Genomic DNA, 18440 nt, shown 5'->3' on the forward strand with positions numbered 1-18440 from the left:
CGCGCCTGCCTCCGAACAATGGCGGCATCCTCAGCGGTGATGAATGCCGCTGACAGGAGACCTCCATGCCCACCGTCTACTACCTCGGCTACCGCTCGCTGTTCGTCACCCTCACCGCCTGGGCCGCCATCGTGCTGGCCGCCGTCGCCTGCAGCGTGGGGGTCATCCAGCAGGCGGCACTGGCATCCTGGGCGCCCGGGCTGGACGCGGCCGTGCAGGCCGAGCCGGTGTCCGCCGCCGGCGGGTGGCTGCTGGAATCGCTGCCCTGGGTGGTGGGGGCCGGCCTGATGGCCTCGGTGGCGCTGCTGGTGTCGGCCGTGGGCCTGCTGATGCGCCTGGAGTGGGCGCGCCGCGCCTTCATCGTGCTGCTGGGCGTGGCCATGGTGGCGCAGCTGGCCAGCGTGTGGCTGCAGCATCGGTTCCTGCAGTCGCTGGTGGATGCCGCGGAGGTGCCGGCGGTGCTGCCCGGCGGCGCGGTCACGGCGGCGGCGCTGTTGACTGGCGCGGGCGCGCTGCTCGCCTGTGGCGGCCTGGGCTGGGTGATCGTCCGGCTGATGTCGCCCAAGGTGCGGCGCGAGTTCGTCGCCTGAGTCGGGGCCGGGCCAGCGCTGCTCATCCCTGCTCGAACCCCTCGAGCACGTTCACCAGGTTCACCCCCATCGCTTCCACCGCGTAGCCACCTTCCATGGTGAACACGGTGGGCAGGCGCATGGCCGCCAGGTCCCGGCCGATGGTGAGGTAGTCCGCGCTGGCCAGGCGGAAGCGCGAGATCGGGTCGCCCTCGTAGGTGTCCACGCCCAGCGCCACCACCAGGGCGTCGGCCCGGTGCTCCGTCACCCGCTTCAGGGCCTGCTGCAGGGCGACACGCCAGTCGGCGAACACCGTGCCGGCCGGCAGCGGCAGGTTCAGGTTGTGGCCGAAGCCCTCGCCCTCGCCGCGCTCGTCGGCATGGCCCAGGTAGAAGGGGTACTCGGTGCGCGGGTCGCCGTGGATCGACACGGTGAGCACGTCGGCCCGGTCGTAGAACAGGCTCTGGGTGCCGTTGCCGTGGTGGTAGTCCACGTCCACCACGGCCACCTTCTGCGCGCCCTGGTCGCGCAGTGCCTGGGCGGCGAGGGCGGCGTTGTTCAGGAAGCAGTAGCCGCCGAAGAAATCCGCCCCGGCGTGGTGGCCGGGCGGGCGGGTCAGCGCCGCGGCGCTGCGCGTGGCGCCCGCCGCCACCCCATGGGCCGCCGCCACGGCGCAGGCCGCGCCGGCCTCGGCCGCCGCCCAGGTGCCGGCGGTCAGCGGGGTGCCGGCGTCGTACGAGTACAGCCCCAGCCGGGCGGCGAAGTTCTCGGGCTCCACGTCGTGGCGGAAGCCGCGCACCGGCCAGGTGGAAGGCAGCGCGTCCAGCGCGGCGTTGGCCGGGTCCAGCGCCACCCATTCGTCCCAGGCCCCTTGCAGGAAATCCAGGTAGCGCGGTGCATGCACACGCTCCAGCGCGGCACGCGGCACCGGCGGTGGTTCCCGGCGCTCGCCCACGGGGCGGCGGCCGAGTTCGGCCAGCACATGGTCGAGCCGGGCCGGGGTTTCGTGGCAGGGCACGAGGCGGCCGCGGAACATCTCGTGGCGGCCGTCATGCAGCGTGTGGTGCGGGTTGGCGTAGATGAGCATGGGCGGGTCAGGATGAGGGTGGGGCGGGGAGGGGGGCGTTCGCGGCGGCTCCGTGCAGGTCGCCGTCCACGTACAGCCAGCGGCCGGTGGCCGGGTCGCGCTCGAAGCGGCTGGTCTCGTGCAGGCGGTGGGCGCGGCCGCCCAGCTTGCTGCGGGCGACGAATTCCACCACGGCATGGTCGGCATCCTGCGGCACGTGGCGTCGCACCTCCAGGCCCAGCCAGCGCAGGGCGGGCTCGTCCGGCCCCAGATCGACGGGGCAGGTGCGTGGGTGCCAGGTGGCGCGCAGGTGGTCGTGCAGGCCGAGCACGTAGGCGCTGTAGCGTGAGCGCATGAGGGCCTCGGCGTCGGGCGCGGGTGCGCCGGCGTGCCAGGGGCCGCAGCAGCGGCCGTAGGGCAGGGGCCGACGGTCGGCGCCGGGCCGCCCGCAGGGGCAGGGTGCCTCGGAGGCCAGGGCCGGGTGGGCAGGGGGAAGGGCGGGGTCGGACGGCATGCGTGCATCTTGCACGAGCCGGCTGGCGGGTCTTTCCTGGCGAGGTGGAGGACGCCGGACAGGCCGCTAAGATACTGTATAAAACAACAGTACCATGGGCGCCTCCTTTTCCCTCTCGTCCACCTTGCCGCTGGCCTTCGAGCCGCCCGCGGTGCCGCCCCAGCGTCCGGAACAGCCCGATTGGCTGGCCGAGCCCAGCCGCCTGCACCCGGCCTTGTGGCGGGTGCGTGGCGGCCCGGCCGTGGCCTCGGGCCCGGCGGCCGATGGGGCGGTGCCCACCGGGTTCGCCGCGCTCGATGCCGAGCTGCCCGGCGGCGGCTGGCCGGTGCGGGTGCTCACCGAGCTGCTGCTGCCGGCTCCCGGGTTGGGCGAGATGCGCCTGCTCGCGCCGCTGCTGCAGCGCCTGGCGGCGCAGGGCCGCGGCGTGCTGTGGTTCGATCCGCCTGCCGAGCTGCATGCCCCGGCGCTGCAGGAGATGGGGTGCGCCCCGGAGGCCTGCCTGGTGGTGCGGCCGCCGGCCGCGCCGGCGCCCCCCGCCGGCCGTGCCGGGCGTCGTGCACCCCCGGGGGCCGCGCTGTGCTGGGCCCTGGAGCAGGCCTTGCGCAGCGGGCAGGCCGGCGCGGTGCTGGCCTGGCCCGGTGCCGCCGCCCGGCCCGAGGCCCTGCGCCGGCTGCAGCTGGCGGCCCAGTCCCATGAAGGCCCGGCGTTCCTGCTGCGCGAGTGGGGGGCCGCTGCGCAATCCAGCCCCGCCCCCCTGCGGCTGCGCCTGGCGCCGGCGGGGCCGGACGAACTGGCCCTGCACATCCTCAAGCGCCGCGGCCCGGCCCTGGACACGCCCGTGCACCTCCCCTTGCAGCCGGTGCTGTCCGAGCGGGCGCGGCCGCGGGCGCAGCGACTGGCCGATGCCCAGGCCCGGGCCGTGGGGGCGGGCAGCCGCACACCCGGCCGCCCCGGGGAGGCCCAGGCCGTTCCCGCCTGACGCCCGAGAGGCTGGCGATGTTGTGGATCGGGCTGCACCTGCCCCGCCTGTCGCTGGAGGCGTTCTGCGCCCTGCGCGGCGCCGCCGGGGCCGACGAGCCGGTGGCGCTGCAGGCGCAGCACCAGATCGTGGCCGTCAATGCGGCCGCCGCGGCGCGCGGGGTGGCGCCGGGCATGAAGCGCGCCACCGCGCTGGCGCTGGCACCCGAGCTGGTGCTGGGCAGCGCCGACGACACGCGCGACGCGGCGGCGCTGCAGGCGGTGGCCCATGCGCTGCTGGCCTTCACGCCCACGGTGGTGCCGGTGCCGCCGCAGGCGGTGCTGGCCGAGGTGCAGCCCAGCCTGCGCTACCTCGGCGGGCCGGTTCGCCTGTGGGACCGCCTGGCCGCCGCGCTGGCGCCGCTGGGGCACCGGGTGCAGCGCGCCCACGCACCCACGGCGCTCGGCGCCTGGCTGCTGTCCCGGGCGCACGACGACGGCCTGCCGCCGCGGGCGCTGGCGCGCCACCCCCTGTGCCCGCCGGCCGGCACCACGCCCGCTGCCGAGATGGCGGCCTGGCAGGCGCTGCACGAGCGCCTGCAGGGCCTGCCCGCGGCCTGGCTGCTGCAGGCAGCCGGGGAGGCCGGCGACACCCCGCTGTCCCAGCTGGAGGCCATGGGGCTGCACACCGTGGCCGACCTGCGGCGCCAGCCGCGGGCGGGCCTGGCGCGGCGCTTCGGGCCGGCCGTGCTGCAGGCGCTGGACCGCGCCTGGGGCAGCGCGCCGCATCCGCTGCAGCCCATCGAGCCGCCCCTGCGCTTTGCCAGCCAGGTGGAGCTGTGGGCCCGTGCCGAGCACGCCGAGGCGCTGCTGGCGGGCGCGCAGGTGCTGCTGGGGCGGCTGCTGGCCTGGGCGGCCGCCCGCCATGCGCGCGTGCAGTCCTTCTGCCTGCACCTGCACCATGAGAGCGGGCTGCGCGACAGCAGCCGCGGCACGGCCGGCCCCCAGGTGAGCCGGCTGGAGATCACCCTGGGCGAGCCCACCGGCGACACGCGCCACCTGCAGGCCGTGCTGCAGGAGCGGCTGGCGCGCGAGGCACTGGTGGCGCCGGTGCTGGCCATGGACCTGGTGTGCGACACGCCGGTGCTGGGCCCGCCGCCCGATGGCGAGCTCTTTCCCAGCCAGGCCGGGCAGCGCGAGGGCCTGCTGCGCCTGGTGGAGCGGCTGCAGGCCCGGCTGGGCACCGACGCCGTGCAGACCCTGGCTCCCTGGCCCGACCACCGCCCCGAGCGCGCCACCGTCTGCCAGCCGGCCGGGGGCCGCCTGCCCGGCATGGCGCCCGGTGCGGGGGCCACGCGCCCGCCCGCGGCCCGCATGACCCGCCCCACCTGGCTGCTGGCCGCGCCGCGGGCGCTGCCAGAACGCCGGTCCCGCCCCTGGCTGGACGGCCGGCCCCTGCACCTGCTGGCCGGCCCCGAGCGCATCGAGACCGGCTGGTGGGACGGCGACCCGGTGTGCCGCGACTACTTCGTGGCCCAGCAGGCGGGCGGGCCGCTGCTGTGGGTGTACCGCCTGCGCCCGCCGCCCGCCGACGGCTCGCCCGGCTGGTTCCTGCACGGGCGCTTCGGCTAGGAGGTGCGGCGGCTTCTGCCGCCCCATCTCCCAGCCTGCGGCCGAATGTCCCGCTCCCCCGGGCCCCCTCCAGGAGGGGGCTCCCGCATGACGGGGCGCACCCTCCAGCCTCCCGCCGGGCGGGAGGCTCCAGCAAGTCTGTCGACACGCCATGCCGCCCTTGGCGCGTCTCCCCTAGAACCCGCGCAGGTCGTCCACTGGCGTGGCCAGCGGGCCGCCGGTGATGCGCTCGAGCGTGCGGCTCACCACGGCCAGGTCATTGTCGAAGCTGCCGTGCGCGGCCGCCTGGCGCACCACCTCGCCACCGTCCACCCGCGCCACCTCGATCCGCTCCTGGTCCAGCACCCGGCGGCGCGACGCGAGCCCGGCCGCCTGCGCCGCCTGGCGCCACGCCGCGAGCGCCTCGCCGGTGTCCGAGGTGCCGTCCCAGCCGGCGTAGGACGCGTCGTCCACCTTCTCCATGCCCAGGATGGGCGTGCGCAGGTCCGCCTCCAGGCAGTTGGAGACGAAATACAGCAGCGACTTGCGGTAGACCGACGCCACCAGGTCCTCGCGCTCGCGGCGGTCGGACAGCACGTCCAGGTGCAGCCGCTCCATCACCGCGCCGTGGGCGGCGTAGTGCCGGTTGGCGAAGGCCACGCTGCAGGCGGGCGCATACAGATGCACCGAGCGCAGCCGGCCCGTCAGCCCGTCGTCGCGCCCGGCCCGCTGGCGGCCGACCAGCGTGCTGACCAGGTGGCCCAGCGCGATCGAGCCGGCCGAGTGGCCCACCAGGTGCAGCTCGAAGCGCTCGCCCCAGGTGCCGGCCAGCGCCTGCAGCGCGTCGACCAGCAGCTCGCCGCCATGGCGCGGCAGGAACGCAAGCTCGGCGTTCTCCTTCATCTCGCTCCACAGCGGGCGGGCGATCGGCCGGCCGATGGTCTTCTCCACCAGCAGGTCGGTGCGGTCGCTGAGCCAGCCGCCGGCGAGCCCGGCGCGCTCGGGCGGCCGCTTCAGGGCTTCGCCCAGCACGTTGCCCAGCGACTCGAGCAGCCCGGTCTTCCACACCAGGAACAGCGGGTAGCAGCCGTTGCCGACGAAGTAGCGCCCCATGGCGCTGGCGCGGCCGATGGCGTCCTGCTCGCTGTTCAGCCCGCCATGCACGTAGACCACCACGCGCTTGGGCTCGTCGGCCGGCCGCTGGCGGAACCACTGGTCGGGCAGCACGTAGGCCTGCTGCTGCAGCTTGCGCGGCTGCTCGTCCTCCGTCAGGTAGCGGGCCACGCGGCCATCGTTGCCCAGCACCACGCTGTGGCGGTAGGCCAGTCCCGTGTCCCACCAGCGGCTGCGGTCGGCGCCGCCGGGGCGGCCGCCGTCGCCGCGCGCCCGCGAGGTGTCGGCGCTGTCGCGCCCGCTGGCCAGGCGGCCCGCCACCACGCCCGGCACGCCCAGCGCCACCACCCACGCGTCCATGGCATTGGCCAGCCAGTCCAGGTAGCCGATGACGGCGAAGCCGCCCGCGCCCCAGTCGCGGCCCCAGGAGTTCTGGACGATGAAGCCCTGGGCGTTGTAGCCCACGAGGGCGAAGGCATGGCCACCGCTGCGCGAGGGCCGGCCGTCGAAGCGGATCAGCGGCAGATCGGCCTGGCGCCGGGCGGTGCGGCGGGCCGCGGGCACGTCGTCCCAGCCGCCGTGGGTGTAGGCCGACACGAAGACCGCGCGGTGCTGGGCCAGCGCGGCCTGCAGGTCGGTGATGCTGCGCGTGTCCACGCGGTAGTACACGCCCAGCGTGTGCTGGGTGGCACGGTCGGCGAAGCCGTAGCGCGCCGGGTGCGAGGTATCGGGCGCATAGGGCCAGTCGGACTCCAGGCACACGCCGTGGTGGAACCAGCCCTTGAGTGCGCCGCGGCAGGTGGAGCCGTCGTAGTCCTCGCCCTCGTACTCGTCATGCCGGCGTGCCAGGGTGTAGAGCATGCGCGGGCTGACCGACTCGAAGCGCGCGGGCACGCCCGCCTTCAGCCAGCGCAGGTAGTTCACGACGCAAGCCAGGCCGAAGCCGGTGCAGGCACCCTCGCGGCCCTGGTCGAGGATGAGCCCGGCGCGCGTGTAGCGCGGCAGGAAGTCCTTCATCTCCGACTCCGGCGGAAAGGCCTCCGGCAGGCTCAGTGGCGGAGGCATGTACAGGCGGTCGCGCAGGTCGGCGGCGTCCTTGCGCGTCTTGCCGCGCGCGGCCGTGGCGGAGCGGCCGGCGCGGGCGGGCGCTCCGGCGCGGGCCGGGGCCCCCGCGGCGTCCTGCGGCCACACCTCGGCCGCGAGACGGACCACGTCCTTGAAGCGGTCCAGCCCATGGCTGCCGCCATTGACGGCGCGCCGGGCGGCCGGCCAGTCGGCGCGGTCGAAGGCCGCACGCAGCCGCTCGGCCTGGCCGGCCAGGTAGGCGGCCAGCAACACCGCGGCCACCTCCGGCGCGTTGGCCAGGTCGGGCGCGTCGGCCAGCGGCAACCCCAGGTGCTCGCCCAGGCGCGTGTAGTTGCCGCGGCCGGTGAGCTGCACGAAGCCCCGGCCGCGGAAGCGGGCGCCGTCGCCGGGCTGGGTGTTGCCGAGCGCCCGGCGGCCCTCGTAGGTCGAGAACGTCGCGCCGCCGGGCAGGGTGTTGAACTTCGACGGCAGCTCGGCGATGGGCACGAAGCCCTCGGTTTCCGCGCGCACCGTGGCGAGCGCCGTGACCACCATCGCCCGGTCGGTGAGGCCGGCCTCGGCCAGCGCTGCCTCGATGTAGGGCAGGTAACGGGCCACGTTGGCGGGCTTGGTGGCCGGGAACAGGCGCGTCACCGCGGAGACCGACAGCGGCGTCTGCCGGAGCTGCTCGCCCGGCGGCGGCGCCAGGCCCAGCAGCACCCGGCCGCGCGGTCCCACCAGGCCGTCGGCGATGAGCCCCACCCCGGCCTGCCAGCGGCGGATGGCGGCGTCGAAGCCGTCGTCGATGGGGCCGCCCGGGCGAGACAGCGCCGGAAAGTCCTCGGCGTCCTGCCCGAGGGCCTGCCGCAGCGCAGCGGCGAGTCGGTCGACTTCGGGGCCCTGGTCGCCCCGGCGGAGGATGGCTGGCATGGTGAGGGTCTCCTGGCGCTGCGCACACGGTGGGCCGGCGCGGTACCGGCCGTGGCCCGCGCAGATGCCCCGTCCAGTATCCGGCCGGCGTGCGACGTGCGCAGCACCCGCTTCAGGGGAGCGCACCCGGCCATCCTGGGGGGCTGACAAAAAACGAAACACAGCGAGACGCCGCGGAAAGGACGGCGCCCCGGCCCGCCGGCACGATGCAGGGCATCGACGATTTCACGCCCCGGAAGGAGCCGCCCATGCGAACCTGGATCAAGAACTCGCTCATCGCCTTGCTCGGCGCCAGCACGGTGCTGGGCGGCCTGGCTGTCGCCCATGGCGCCCGTGGCGGCTGCGGACATGGCCACGGCGCCTTCAGCGGCCCCATGAACGAGGCCGACGCCGCCCGCTGGCGCGAGCGCATGCTCGACCGTGCGAGCCGGGAGCTGGCGCTGGATGCGACGCAGCGCGATCGCCTGTCGGCCCTGATGGACGCGTGGCGCCAGCAGCGGCAGGCGCTGGCGCCGGCCGGGGCCGACCCGCGTGCGGCGCTGGCCGGCTTCATCGCCGGCGAGCGTTTCGACGCCGCCGGGGCGCAGGCCTGGGCGCTGGACAAGCTGGACAGCGTGCGGGAGGGCAGCCCCGCGCTGATCGCCGCGACCGCGGCGTTCTACGACAGCCTGCGGCCCGAGCAGCAGCAGCAGCTGCGTGGGCTGCTGGCACACGGCCCGCGCGCGGCCCGTGCCTGGGGCGGGTGATGGTGCCGCTGGCCCGTGTCGCGCCGAGGTGGCGCCACCTGCCTCTCGGCCGCGGCCTGATGAGCGCGGCGCTGGCCCTGCTGGCCGGCACCGCGCTGTGGCTGGATGCCGCCTCCGGGGCGGCCGCCACGGGCGCGTCCGCCCGGCTGCTGGCCTGGCACGCGGTGAGCGTGCTGGTGCTGGCGGCGCTGGGGTGGAGCGCCCTGTGGTCGGCGCACTGGCCCGCCCGGGCCGGACGCACCGTGGCCGGGCTGGCCGGCCTGCTGATCGCCGGGGGCATGCTGATGACCGCCGGCACGGGCGCCGCCGTGGTGGTGCCGGGTGCCGCCGCGGCGCTGTTCCTGCTCGGCCGCCGTTGGGCTCGGCACGAGATACGCTGGTGAGCGGTGGCTGTGCCACCATGCGCGCATGCCTCGACTGCTGCTGATCGACGACGACGAGCACCTGGCCCTGCCGCTGGGCGCCTACCTGGCCCGCTTCGGCTTCGAGCTGGCCTGGGCCGGCCGGCCCAGCCAGGGCCTGGCCCGGCTGCGCGCCGAGCCGTTCGACGCCGCCATCCTCGACGTGATGCTGCCGGAGATGGACGGCTTCGAGCTGCTGCGCACGCTGCGCCGCGAGGGCGGGGCGGTGGGGGCGCTGCCCGTGGTCATGCTCACGGCGCGTGGCGAGCTGCCGGACAAGGTGGCCGGCCTGGAGCTGGGTGCCGACGACTACCTGCCCAAGCCCTTCGAGCCGCGTGAGCTGGCCGCGCGCCTGCAGACCGTGCTGCGGCGGCACCGCGCCGCGCCGGCCGCGGCCGCGCCGGCCGTGGCGATCGACCGCCTGTGCTTCGACGGGCTGACCGTGGACCTGGCGCGGCGCGAGGTGCAGCGCCATGGCCAGGTGGTGGAGCTGACGGGCACCGAGTTCGCGTTGCTGGCCCTGCTGGCGGGCGAGCCGCGCAAGGTGTTCGGCCGCGACGAGATCCTCAACCGCCTGCGCGGCCACGACGCCGACCTCGCGACCCGCGCGGTGGACATCCTGGTGTCCCGCCTGCGCCGCAAGCTGGAGCCGCTGGACTGCATCAAGACGCTGCGCAACGCGGGTTATGCCTTCGCCGGCGCCCCGGTGGTGGCATGAAGGCGCACGCCGCGACCGGCTCCGGCGCGTCCGCCCCCGCGGCCACGGACCCCGCCACCTGGCGCCACTGCAGCGACCCGCGCTGGCACCGCCGCTGGCACCACCGCTGGCGCCATTCGCTGTGGCTGCGCCTGATGGCGCTGTTCCTGGCGCTGGCCCTGGCCATCGCCTTCACCTTCATGATCGGCATGCAGCGCGCCTTCGGCAGTGGCTGGCGCGATGTCATCCGTCCGCTGGTGGCCGACTACGTCGACCGCCTGGCCGCCGACATCGGCAGCCCGCCGGACCTGGCGAGGGCGCAGGCCCTGGCCGAGCGCCTGCCGGTGGCCATCGAGATCACCGGCCCGGCGGTGAACTGGCGCTCGGCGGCGCGCTGGCCCGATGCGGTGCAGGACCACCCGCTCGAGATGCTGGTGCGCCAGACGGCGGACGGCCACCGCATCCGCTTCGGCGTGGATGCCCAGTCCTGGATGGCCCGGCCGCGCGGCGTGGCCTGGGTGACACTGGGCGTGCTGCTGGCGCTGTGCGCCGTGGCGTGGAAGCTGGCGCACCACCTGTTCCGCCCCCTGCAGGCCATCGGCGCGGGGGTGGAGCGCTTCGGCCGGGGGGAGTTCACGGCGCCCATCCCTGTGCACCGGCACGACGAGCTCGGCGCGCTGGCCGAGCAGGTGAACACCATGGCGGCCGACCTGTCCGGACTGCTCGATGCCAAGCGGGCGCTGCTGCTGGCCATCAGCCACGAGCTGCGCTCCCCGCTGACGCGTGCCCGGCTGAACGCCGAACTGGTGGCCGAGGGCCCCGAGCGCGACGCGCTGCTGCGCGACCTGGCCGAGATGCGCGACCTGATCACCAGCCTGCTGGAAAGCGAGCGCCTGTCCCAGCCCCATGTGGCGCTGCACCGCGAGCCCACCGACCTGGCGGCGCTGGTGCACGGCCTGCTGGCCGCGCCGCCCCTGGCCCAGGGCGGCGTGCGGGTCGCGCTGCCTGCGGGCCTGCCGGCCGCGCCGGTGGACCGCACACGGCTCAGCCTGCTGCTGCGCAACCTGCTGGACAACGCGGTGCGGCACGGCGCCACCGGCGCCGCCTCCCCCGAGCTGACGGGCCAGTGGGACGGGCACACCCTGACGCTGACCGTGCGCGACCACGGCCCCGGCGTGCCGCCCGACCTGCTGGACCGCCTGGCCGAGCCCTTCTTCCGGGCGGATGCCGCGCGCGAGCGCCGCACCGGCGGCGTCGGCCTGGGGCTCACGCTGTGCCGGCTGATCGCCCAGGCGCACGGCGGCAGCCTGCGCTTCGAGAGCGCCGGGCCCGGGCTGCGCGCGGTGCTCAGCCTGCCATGGGCGGCTGCAGCAGGGCATCCATCGCCCGGTTGAACAGCTCGAAGTCCAGGGGCTTGGTCCAGTAGTCGACGAAGCCGGCGGCCAGCGCCGCCTGGATGTCCTCGCGCATGGCGTTGGCCGACAGCGCGATGCAGGGGATGCGGGCGGTGCGCGGGTCGGACCGCAGGCGCGCCATCACCTCGGTGCCCGGCATGTCGGGCAGCTGCATGTCCAGCAGCACCAGCGCAGGGGCCAGCTCGGCGGCCATCCGCAGGCCGGTGCGGCCGTCGGGGGCGGCGGCGAAGCGCAGGCCGGGCCGGCGCTCGGCCAGCTCCTGCACGATCATCACGTTCACCTCGTTGTCCTCGACGTACAGCAACAGGGGCTTCGCCGTGGGGGCAGGGCCCACGGTGCTGCGCGTGCCGCCCGCCCCGCTGGGCGGCCCTTCGTCCAGCGGGATGAAGCCGCTCGGGCCGAGCAGCGGCTCGCCCTCGTCGGCCCGGCGCAGCCACAGCTCGAACTCGCTGCCCTGGCCCAGCACGCTGCGGGCGGTCACCTCGCCGCCCATGCGCTGCATCAGCGTGCGCACCACGGCCAGCCCGATGCCCACGCCGGGCACGCCGGGGTGGCGCTGCGCGGCGCGCTGGAAGGGCTCGAAGGCTCGCTCCAGCGCCTCCTGTGTCATGCCGTGGCCGCTGTCGCGCACGGTGACCAGCAGCCGTGCGTCGGACGTGGCGCGGGCGGTGACCTGCACCCAGCCGCCGCGGCGGTTGTACTTGATGGCGTTGGTGAGCAGGTTGAGCAGGACCTGCCGGATCCACAGGGCGTCGCCATGGGCGGCCAGGTCGGGCGGCTCCACCACCGGCGGATGCAGCCGGATCTGGCGCTCCGCCGCCGGGCCCTCCACCAGGGGCAGGGTGTCGGCCAGCAGCGGCCCGAGCGGCACCGCGCCCAGGGGGTGCGCCGCCTCCGCCCCCGGGCGCGCCAGCTCCAGCACGTCGTTGATGAGCGCCAGCAGGTGGCGGCCCGCCGACTGGATGTGCTCCAGCCGCGCGCGCCGGGCCGGCTCGTCCAGGCGGTCGCCCGCGGCCAGCATGAGCTCGGTGAAGCCGAGGATCGCGTTCAGCGGCGTGCGCAGCTCGTGGCTCATGCGTGCCAGCAGCTCGGACTTGGCCTCGCTCTCCCGCTGCGCCAGGGCGGCGGCCTGGCGCTCGTGTTCGGCGGCGCGGGCGGCGGTGATGTCCCAGTTGACGCCGATGCGCCGCACCACGCGGCCGTGCTCGTCCAGCACCGGCATGGAGCGCGACGCCAGCCAGCGCACGCCGCCGTCGGGCAGCAGCACCCGGAACTCGTACTGGGTGGTCTCCTCGCCCGCCGAGGCGCGCAGGATGTGCTGGCTCACGCGGTCGCGGTCCTCGGGGTGCACGAGCCGGGTCATCTGCTCCAGCGAGGGCGCGCGCGGCTCGGGTGCCAGGCCACGCAGCAGGAACATCTGCTCGTCCCAGCGGCTGTGGCCGTCGGGCAGGTCCCATTCCCAGGTGCCAATGCCGGCCGTGCGCGCGATGAGGGCGATGCGCTGGTTCGCGTCGCGCAGGCGCTGCTCGTCGCGCAGGCGCTCGGTCACGTCGAGCAGCATGCCGAAGAAGCTGACGAGGTGACCCTGCGCATCGCGGATCGGCATGCGGCGCGACAGCACGTGGCGCCAGCGTCCGTCGCGGTGGCGGAAACGGGAGACGCGCTCGACGGCCTGGTTCAGCTGGCGCGAGCGGTGGGCGGCTTCCTCGATCCCGGCCCGGTCCTCGGGGTGGATGAGCGACATGATCGCGTCCACCGACAGGCCGCTGACACGCGGCTGCAGGCCCAGCAGGCGGAACGACGCGGCATTTGCATGGACGACCTGCCGGCCGATGTCCATGCGCCAGATGCCCACGCCCGACATGTCGAGCGCCAGGTGCAGCTGGTCGAGATCGAAGCTCGGATCCTGCGGTGACTCGATGGACGGCATCGGGCGGGATCGTCGCACGAAAGGCGCCGCCGGGTGAGCCTCGTATCCAGTGGTGACACCTGCGCGACGCCGCGCCGCTGGCTGGCTCGCCAGAATCGGCGCCCATGCAGAAGACGACGCTGAACGCGCCCGTGCAGGGCCAGGTGCGGATGCTGGCGGTGCAGCCGGGCGACACGGTGGCGGCCGGCCAGGTGCTGGTGGTGCTGGAGTCCATGAAGATGGAGGTGCCGGTGGAGGCCCCCGTGGCCGGCCAGGTCCAGGCGGTCTGGGTGCAGCTGGGCGACGTGGTGGCAGAGGGCGAGGCGATGCTGTCCTGCGTGGCCGTGGCGGCCGGCCAGTCGGCATGGCCGCCCGCAGCGCCCGCGCCCGCCCCGGCGGCCGCCCTCGCCGAGCACCCCCAGGCGGAGGAACTGCGGCGGCGGCGGCATGCGCTGACCGACGCCGCCCGCCCCGAGGCCGCGGCCCGGCGGCATGCGGCGGGCGGACGCACGGTGCGCGAGAACCTGGCGGCGCTGCTCGACCCGGGCAGCTTCACCGAGTACGGCGGCCTGGCGGTGGCCGCGCAGCGCAGCCGCCGGCCGCTGGACGAGCTGATCGCCCAGACGCCGGCCGACGGCCTGGTCACCGGTGTCGGCACCGTGGGCGCGCCGGTGCTCGGCACCGAGCGCGCGCGCTGTGCCGTGCTGGCCTACGACTACTCGGTGCTGGCCGGCACGCAGGGCGTGTTCAACCACCGCAAGGCCGACCGCCTGCTGGAGGTGGCCGAGCGCCTGCAGCTGCCCGTGGTGCTGTTCGCCGAAGGCGGCGGCGGGCGCCCGGGCGACGTGGACTGGCCCATCGTCGCGGGCCTGGACTGCCCCACCTTCGCGCGCTGGGCGGGGCTGGCCGGCCGGGTGCCGCGCGTCGCCGTGGTGGCGGGGCGCTGCTTCGCGGGCAACGCCGCCCTGGCCGGCAGCGCCGACGTGCTGATCGCCACCGAATCGGCCAGCCTGGGCATGGGTGGCCCGGCGATGATCGAAGGCGGCGGCCTGGGCCGGGTGGCGGCCGAGGACGTGGGCCCGGTGCATGTGCTGGCGCCGGCGGGCGTGGTGGACGTGCGCGTGCCCGACGAGGCCGCGGCGGTGGAGGCGGCCCGGCGCTACCTCGGCTATTTCCAGGGCCCGCTGCCCGCCGGCCCGGCAGCGGACCAGCGGCCCCTGCGCCAGGCCGTGCCGGCCCATCGGCAGGCCATCTACGACCCGCGGCCCATCCTGGCCACGCTGGCCGATGCCGGCTCGGTGATGGAACTGCGCGCCGACTTCGGCCCCGGCGTGGTGACGGCGCTGGCGCGCATCGACGGCCTCGCCGTGGCCGTGGCCGCCAGCCACCCGCGGCACCTGGGCGGCGCGCTGGACGCCGCGGCCTGCGACAAGCTGGCCCGCTTCATGCAGCTGGCCGATGCCTTCGGCCTGCCGCTGGTGACGCTGGTGGACACGCCCGGCTTCATGGTGGGCCCGGCCGCCGAGGCCACCGGGCTGGTGCGGCATGCCGGGCGCCTGTTCGTGCAGGCCGCGGCCCTGCGGGTGCCCGTGTTCAGCGTGGTGCTGCGCCGCGGCTACGGCCTGGGGGCCATGGCCCTGACGGCCGGGCACTTCCACGCCCCGGTGGCCACCGTGGCGTGGCCGGGCGCCGAGTTCGGCGCCATGGGCATCGAGGGTGCCGTGCGGCTGGGCTTCCGCAAGGAGCTGGAAGCGGCCGGGGCCGGCCGGGAGGCGCTGTTCGAGCGCCTGGTGGCCGAGCACGTGGCACGCGGGCGGGCCATCAACCTGGCCAGCCACCTGGAGATCGACGACGTGATCGACCCGGCCGAGACGCGCGACTGGCTGCTGCGCGGCCTGCGCACCGCGGCGGCCACGCCGCTGCCGCCGCGGCGCGCGACGCTGGACACCTGGTAGTCCGGCGCCGGGCGGGCGCTGCGCACGGCATGCACCTGGCGCCACAATCGGCGCACCATGCTGCTTGCTCCCGCGCTGACCGCCCCCGATCTGCTGGACACCACCCTGGCCCGCGACGGCTTCGCCGTGCTGGGTGCCGACGACCTGCCTGCGCTGCTGGGGCAGGGCGCCGAGGCGCTCGTGCACTGGCTGCCCCTGTGGGAATCGCTGCCGCCCGACCGCTACCTGAAGGACGGCGGGCGCTACCGGCGCCGGCGCCACGGCAGCTTCATCGTCGACGGCGAGCGCGTCATCCAGCAGCCGCACCGCCCGCATTGGCAACCGGTGGAATACAACGCGCTGCACGGCGGCATCGAGCGGCACTTCGAGCCGCTGCCGCCCGCGCTCGTGGACGACCCGCTGTGGCAGCGTTTCCTGGCCATGGGCGCCGCACGGGCGTCGGCCCTGAAGGGCGCACGCCCCTGGTACGTGGAGGCGCACCTGTTCCGCATCGACACCGCCGACGGCATCGGCCGCCCCACGCCCGAGGGCGCGCACCGCGACGGGGTCGATCTGGTGTCGGTCACGCTCATCGCGCGCGAGGGCATCAAGGGCGGCGAGACGCGGGTCTTCGCCGCGCAAGGCCGCGAGGGCCTGCGCTTCACCCTCACCCAGCCCTTCGCCACACTGTGGCTGGACGACGAGCGGGTGATCCACGAATCCACCCCCATCCAGCCGGCGCAGCCCGGGGCCGTCGGCCACCGCGACACGCTGGTGCTGACCTTCCGCGCCGGGGGCTTCCAGGGCCCGACGGCCACCTGAGCACCAAGGAGCCCTTTCCGATGACCGACACGACCCGCCCCGTCCCGTCCCCCGTCGCCGCACCCGCCGGCGAGGCCGACCGCCGGCAGCGTGCCGCGGTGGAGCGCGCCCTGGCCGAGCCGACGGCCCGCCGCACCGGGCGCGTGGTGCTCGGCGGCCAGACCCTGGCCTACCGCGTGGACGCCGGCTTCGTGCCGGTGCGCTCGTCGACGCTGGGCGAAACCTACGGCGAACCGGACGCGGCCGTGTTCACCACGGCCTATCAGCTGCAGGCGCAAGCCGAGGAGGCCGCGCCGACTCAGCGCGCCGTGTGCTTCGCCTTCAACGGCGGACCGGGCTCGGCGTCGGTCTTCCTGCACCTGGGCGCGCTGGGGCCCAAGCGGGTGCGCGTGCGCGACGACGGCGGCATGCCCGTGGCGCCCTACCGGGTGGAGGACAACCCGGTGTCGTGGTTCCGGCATTTCGACCTGGTGTTCATCGACCCGCCGCACACCGGCTACTCGCTCACCGCCAGCGAGGCCGCGCGCCGGCGCGCCTTCAGCGTGGACGGCGACGTGGAGATGCTGTGCGAGGCGATGCGCGCCTGGCTCACCCGCCACGGCCGCTGGGGATCGCCCGTGTACCTGTGCGGCGAGAGCTACGGCACCACACGCGCCGCCGCCATGGCCGACAAGCTGTGCGACCAGGGCGTGGCGCTGGCCGGCCTGATCCTCGTGTCGTGCGCCATGGACATCCAGGTGCTGGAGTTCTCCCCGCGCAACCTGCTCAGCCACGCCGTGTTCCTGCCGGCCTTCGCCGGCACGGCGCAGTACCACGGCTGCCTGAAGGGCGCGGTCGCCGAATCGCCCGATGCCGCGCGTGCCGCCGCGCTGGAATTCGCCCAAGGTGACTACCTGCGTGCGCTGTACCGCGGCGCCTCGCTGGGCGCGGCCGAGCAGGGCCGCATCGCGGCACGCCTTGCCGAGCTCACCGGGCTGCCCCGCCCGCTGGTGGAGCAGTGCAACCTGCGCATCTCCGACATGCGCTTCTTCTCCGAGCTGCTGCGCGAGCGGGGCCAGGTGCTGGGCCGGCTCGACGCCCGCGTCGCGGGCCCGCTGGGCACCGACCGGCGGCGTGACTGGGAGTTCGACCCGTCCATCGACGCCCTCGTGGCACCGTACACGATGGCGGCCATGGCCTACTTCGGCGGCGAGCTGGGCCTGGGCGGCGGCGGCGCGGCGGACGCGTGCGAACGCGTGTACGTGCCCATGTCGTCGGACGCGCACAAGGCCTGGAACTGGAACCGCGGCGAGGCGCAGGGCAACGGCTACACCTGCACCAGCCCCGACCTGGCGCGTGCCATGCGGCGCCTGCCGCACCTGCGCGTGTTCGTGGCCAGCGGCCACTACGACCTGGGCACGCCCTCGAGCGCCACGGACTGGAGCCTGGACCAGCTCGAGGTGGATGCCTCGGTGCGCGAGCGGCTGACCCACCGCTACTACGACGCCGGGCACATGATGTACACCCGCGAGCAGGACATGCTGCGCCTGCAGGCCGACCTGGCCGAGTGGATCGCGGCGCTGCCGCACTGAGCCATCGTCCGTCGAGGAATGCTGACATGCACATCGGCCTGCTCACCGGCGGCGGCGACTGCCCCGGCCTGAACGCCGTCATCCGCGCCGTCACCCTGGCGCTGGCCAACGAATGCGGGGCGCGGGTGACCGGCATCGAACGCGGCTTCTGGGGCCTGCTGCACGGGCGCGCGCGGCCGCTGGAGCCGGCCACGGTGCACGGCATCCTCGCCGAGGGCGGCACGATCCTCGGCACCCACAACCGCTGCGACCCCTTCCACGACACCGACGGGGCCGACCGCTCCGCGCAGGCGCTGGCTTTCGCGCGCGAGGACCTGCGGCTCGACGGCCTGGTGGCCATCGGCGGCGATGGCACGATGCAGATCGCGGAGCGCTTCCACCGCCTGGGGCTGCCGGTGGTGGGCGTGCCCAAGACCATCGACAACGACCTGCCGCGCAACGACCGCAGCTTCGGCTTCGACAGCGCCGTGGCCGTGGTGGCCGACGCGCTCGACCGCCTGGCCACCACCGCGCGCAGCCATGGCCGGGTGATGATCGCCGAGACCATGGGGCGCTATGCGGGCTGGATCGCGCTGGAGGGCGGCCTGGCCGGCGGCGCCGACGCGATCCTCATCCCCGAGCGGCCCTTCGACGTGGCGGCGCTGGCGCGCTGGTGCCGCGAGCGCGAGGCGACGGTGGGCCACACGCTGATCTGCATCGCCGAGGGCGCCCGCGCGCATGGCCAGGGCCTCACCGTGCAGGCCCGCCTGGCCGACAGCCCCGACCCCATCCGCCTGGGCGGTGTGGGCGCCTGGCTGCAGCAGCAGCTGCAGCCCGCGCTGACGAGCGAGGTGCGCACCACGCTGCTCGGCCATGTGCAGCGCGGCGGCACCCCCACGCCGTTCGACCGCGTGCTGGCCACCCGCTTCGGCTACCACGCGGCGCAACTGGTGCGCGGGGGGCGGTGGGGGCGGATGGTGGTGCTGGCCGGCGCCGAGTGCGACAGCGTGGATCTGCTGGAGGTGGCAGGCCAGAGCCGCCCGGTGCCCGCCACGGATGGGCGGCTGCGTGCCGCCCTGGGGTTGGGGGTGTGGATGGGTGACGGCGCTGGCACGTGAGCCTGTGCGCGCCCCGGGGCAGC

15 protein-coding genes are annotated in these 18440 nt (G+C 75.5%); 11 read left to right on the forward strand and 4 right to left on the reverse strand.

Annotated elements, in window-relative coordinates:
* Nucleotides 1-65: 65 nt before the first annotated feature.
* Entirely contained in the window at nt 66-590 is a 525-nt protein-coding gene (locus tag ACE3UN_RS04595) for a hypothetical protein (protein WP_374673740.1), read from the forward strand.
* Between the two features lie 22 nt (nt 591-612).
* Here the strand turns inward: ACE3UN_RS04595 and ACE3UN_RS04600 are convergent, their stop codons facing one another.
* Together ACE3UN_RS04600 and ACE3UN_RS04605 are read right to left on the reverse strand one after the other, a co-directional pair.
* Nucleotides 613-1656 carry a histone deacetylase family protein gene (locus ACE3UN_RS04600; RefSeq protein ID WP_374673741.1) on the reverse strand — a complete coding sequence of 348 codons (1044 nt, stop codon included), beginning with the start codon at nt 1654-1656 and terminating at the stop codon, nt 613-615.
* A 7-nt stretch (nt 1657-1663) separates the two neighbouring features.
* Nucleotides 1664-2149 (reverse strand): YchJ family metal-binding protein, encoded by a 486-nt coding sequence (locus ACE3UN_RS04605; RefSeq protein WP_374673742.1) that lies wholly within the window; start codon nt 2147-2149, stop codon nt 1664-1666.
* A gap of 94 nt (nt 2150-2243) precedes the next feature.
* On the opposite strand from ACE3UN_RS04605, the gene imuA reads away from it, so the two are divergent.
* Nucleotides 2244-3128 (forward strand): translesion DNA synthesis-associated protein ImuA, encoded by an 885-nt coding sequence (imuA, locus tag ACE3UN_RS04610; RefSeq protein WP_374673743.1) that lies wholly within the window; start codon nt 2244-2246, stop codon nt 3126-3128.
* A 17-nt stretch (nt 3129-3145) separates the two neighbouring features.
* Entirely contained in the window at nt 3146-4738 is a 1593-nt protein-coding gene (locus ACE3UN_RS04615) for a DNA polymerase Y family protein (RefSeq protein ID WP_374673744.1), read from the forward strand.
* Between the two features lie 174 nt (nt 4739-4912).
* On the opposite strand, the gene ACE3UN_RS04620 is transcribed toward ACE3UN_RS04615, so the two are convergent.
* A complete protein-coding gene (locus ACE3UN_RS04620; protein ID WP_374673745.1) occupies nt 4913-7825 on the reverse strand; it encodes a C1 family peptidase in 2913 nt (970 codons plus the stop codon).
* Nucleotides 7826-8073: 248 nt separating this feature from the next.
* On the opposite strand from ACE3UN_RS04620, the gene ACE3UN_RS04625 reads away from it, so the two are divergent.
* From ACE3UN_RS04625 to ACE3UN_RS04640, 4 genes are read left to right on the forward strand one after another with little or no spacing between them, the layout of a single operon-like run.
* Nucleotides 8074-8571: a Spy/CpxP family protein refolding chaperone gene (locus ACE3UN_RS04625; protein WP_374673746.1), complete on the forward strand. Its 498-nt coding sequence runs from the start codon at nt 8074-8076 to the stop codon at nt 8569-8571.
* 59 nt (nt 8572-8630) lie between these two features.
* Nucleotides 8631-8954, forward strand: coding sequence for a hypothetical protein (locus ACE3UN_RS04630; protein WP_374673747.1), 324 nt, complete (start codon nt 8631-8633; stop codon nt 8952-8954).
* Between the two features lie 25 nt (nt 8955-8979).
* Complete coding sequence (locus ACE3UN_RS04635; RefSeq protein WP_374673748.1) at nt 8980-9690, forward strand: response regulator transcription factor; 711 nt, start codon at nt 8980-8982, stop codon at nt 9688-9690.
* Nucleotides 9687-11063 (forward strand): ATP-binding protein, encoded by a 1377-nt coding sequence (locus ACE3UN_RS04640; protein ID WP_374673749.1) that lies wholly within the window; start codon nt 9687-9689, stop codon nt 11061-11063. The genes ACE3UN_RS04635 and ACE3UN_RS04640 overlap by 4 nt, the downstream gene beginning before the upstream one ends.
* On the opposite strand, the gene ACE3UN_RS04645 is transcribed toward ACE3UN_RS04640, so the two are convergent.
* Complete coding sequence (locus tag ACE3UN_RS04645; protein WP_374673750.1) at nt 11017-13014, reverse strand: PAS domain-containing protein; 1998 nt, start codon at nt 13012-13014, stop codon at nt 11017-11019. The genes ACE3UN_RS04640 and ACE3UN_RS04645 overlap by 47 nt on opposite strands.
* Before the next feature lie 104 nt (nt 13015-13118).
* Between ACE3UN_RS04645 and ACE3UN_RS04650 the strand changes: the two genes are divergently transcribed.
* Genes ACE3UN_RS04650 through ACE3UN_RS04665 form a run of 4 tightly spaced genes read left to right on the forward strand, consistent with a single transcriptional unit; the run spans nt 13119 to nt 18417 of the window.
* Nucleotides 13119-14948 carry a carboxyl transferase domain-containing protein gene (locus ACE3UN_RS04650; RefSeq protein WP_374673751.1) on the forward strand — a complete coding sequence of 610 codons (1830 nt, stop codon included), beginning with the start codon at nt 13119-13121 and terminating at the stop codon, nt 14946-14948.
* Nucleotides 14949-15005: 57 nt separating this feature from the next.
* Nucleotides 15006-15749, forward strand: coding sequence for a 2OG-Fe dioxygenase family protein (locus ACE3UN_RS04655; RefSeq protein WP_374673752.1), 744 nt, complete (start codon nt 15006-15008; stop codon nt 15747-15749).
* Between the two features lie 20 nt (nt 15750-15769).
* Nucleotides 15770-17320 carry a S10 family peptidase gene (locus tag ACE3UN_RS04660; RefSeq protein WP_374673753.1) on the forward strand — a complete coding sequence of 517 codons (1551 nt, stop codon included), beginning with the start codon at nt 15770-15772 and terminating at the stop codon, nt 17318-17320.
* Nucleotides 17321-17346: 26 nt separating this feature from the next.
* Complete coding sequence (locus tag ACE3UN_RS04665) at nt 17347-18417, forward strand: 6-phosphofructokinase (RefSeq protein WP_374673754.1); 1071 nt, start codon at nt 17347-17349, stop codon at nt 18415-18417.
* Nucleotides 18418-18440: the final 23 nt, after the last annotated feature.

Origin of the sequence: Ideonella sp. (assembly GCF_041918995.1) — a bacterium.
Lineage (GTDB): Bacteria > Pseudomonadota > Gammaproteobacteria > Burkholderiales > Burkholderiaceae_C > Ideonella.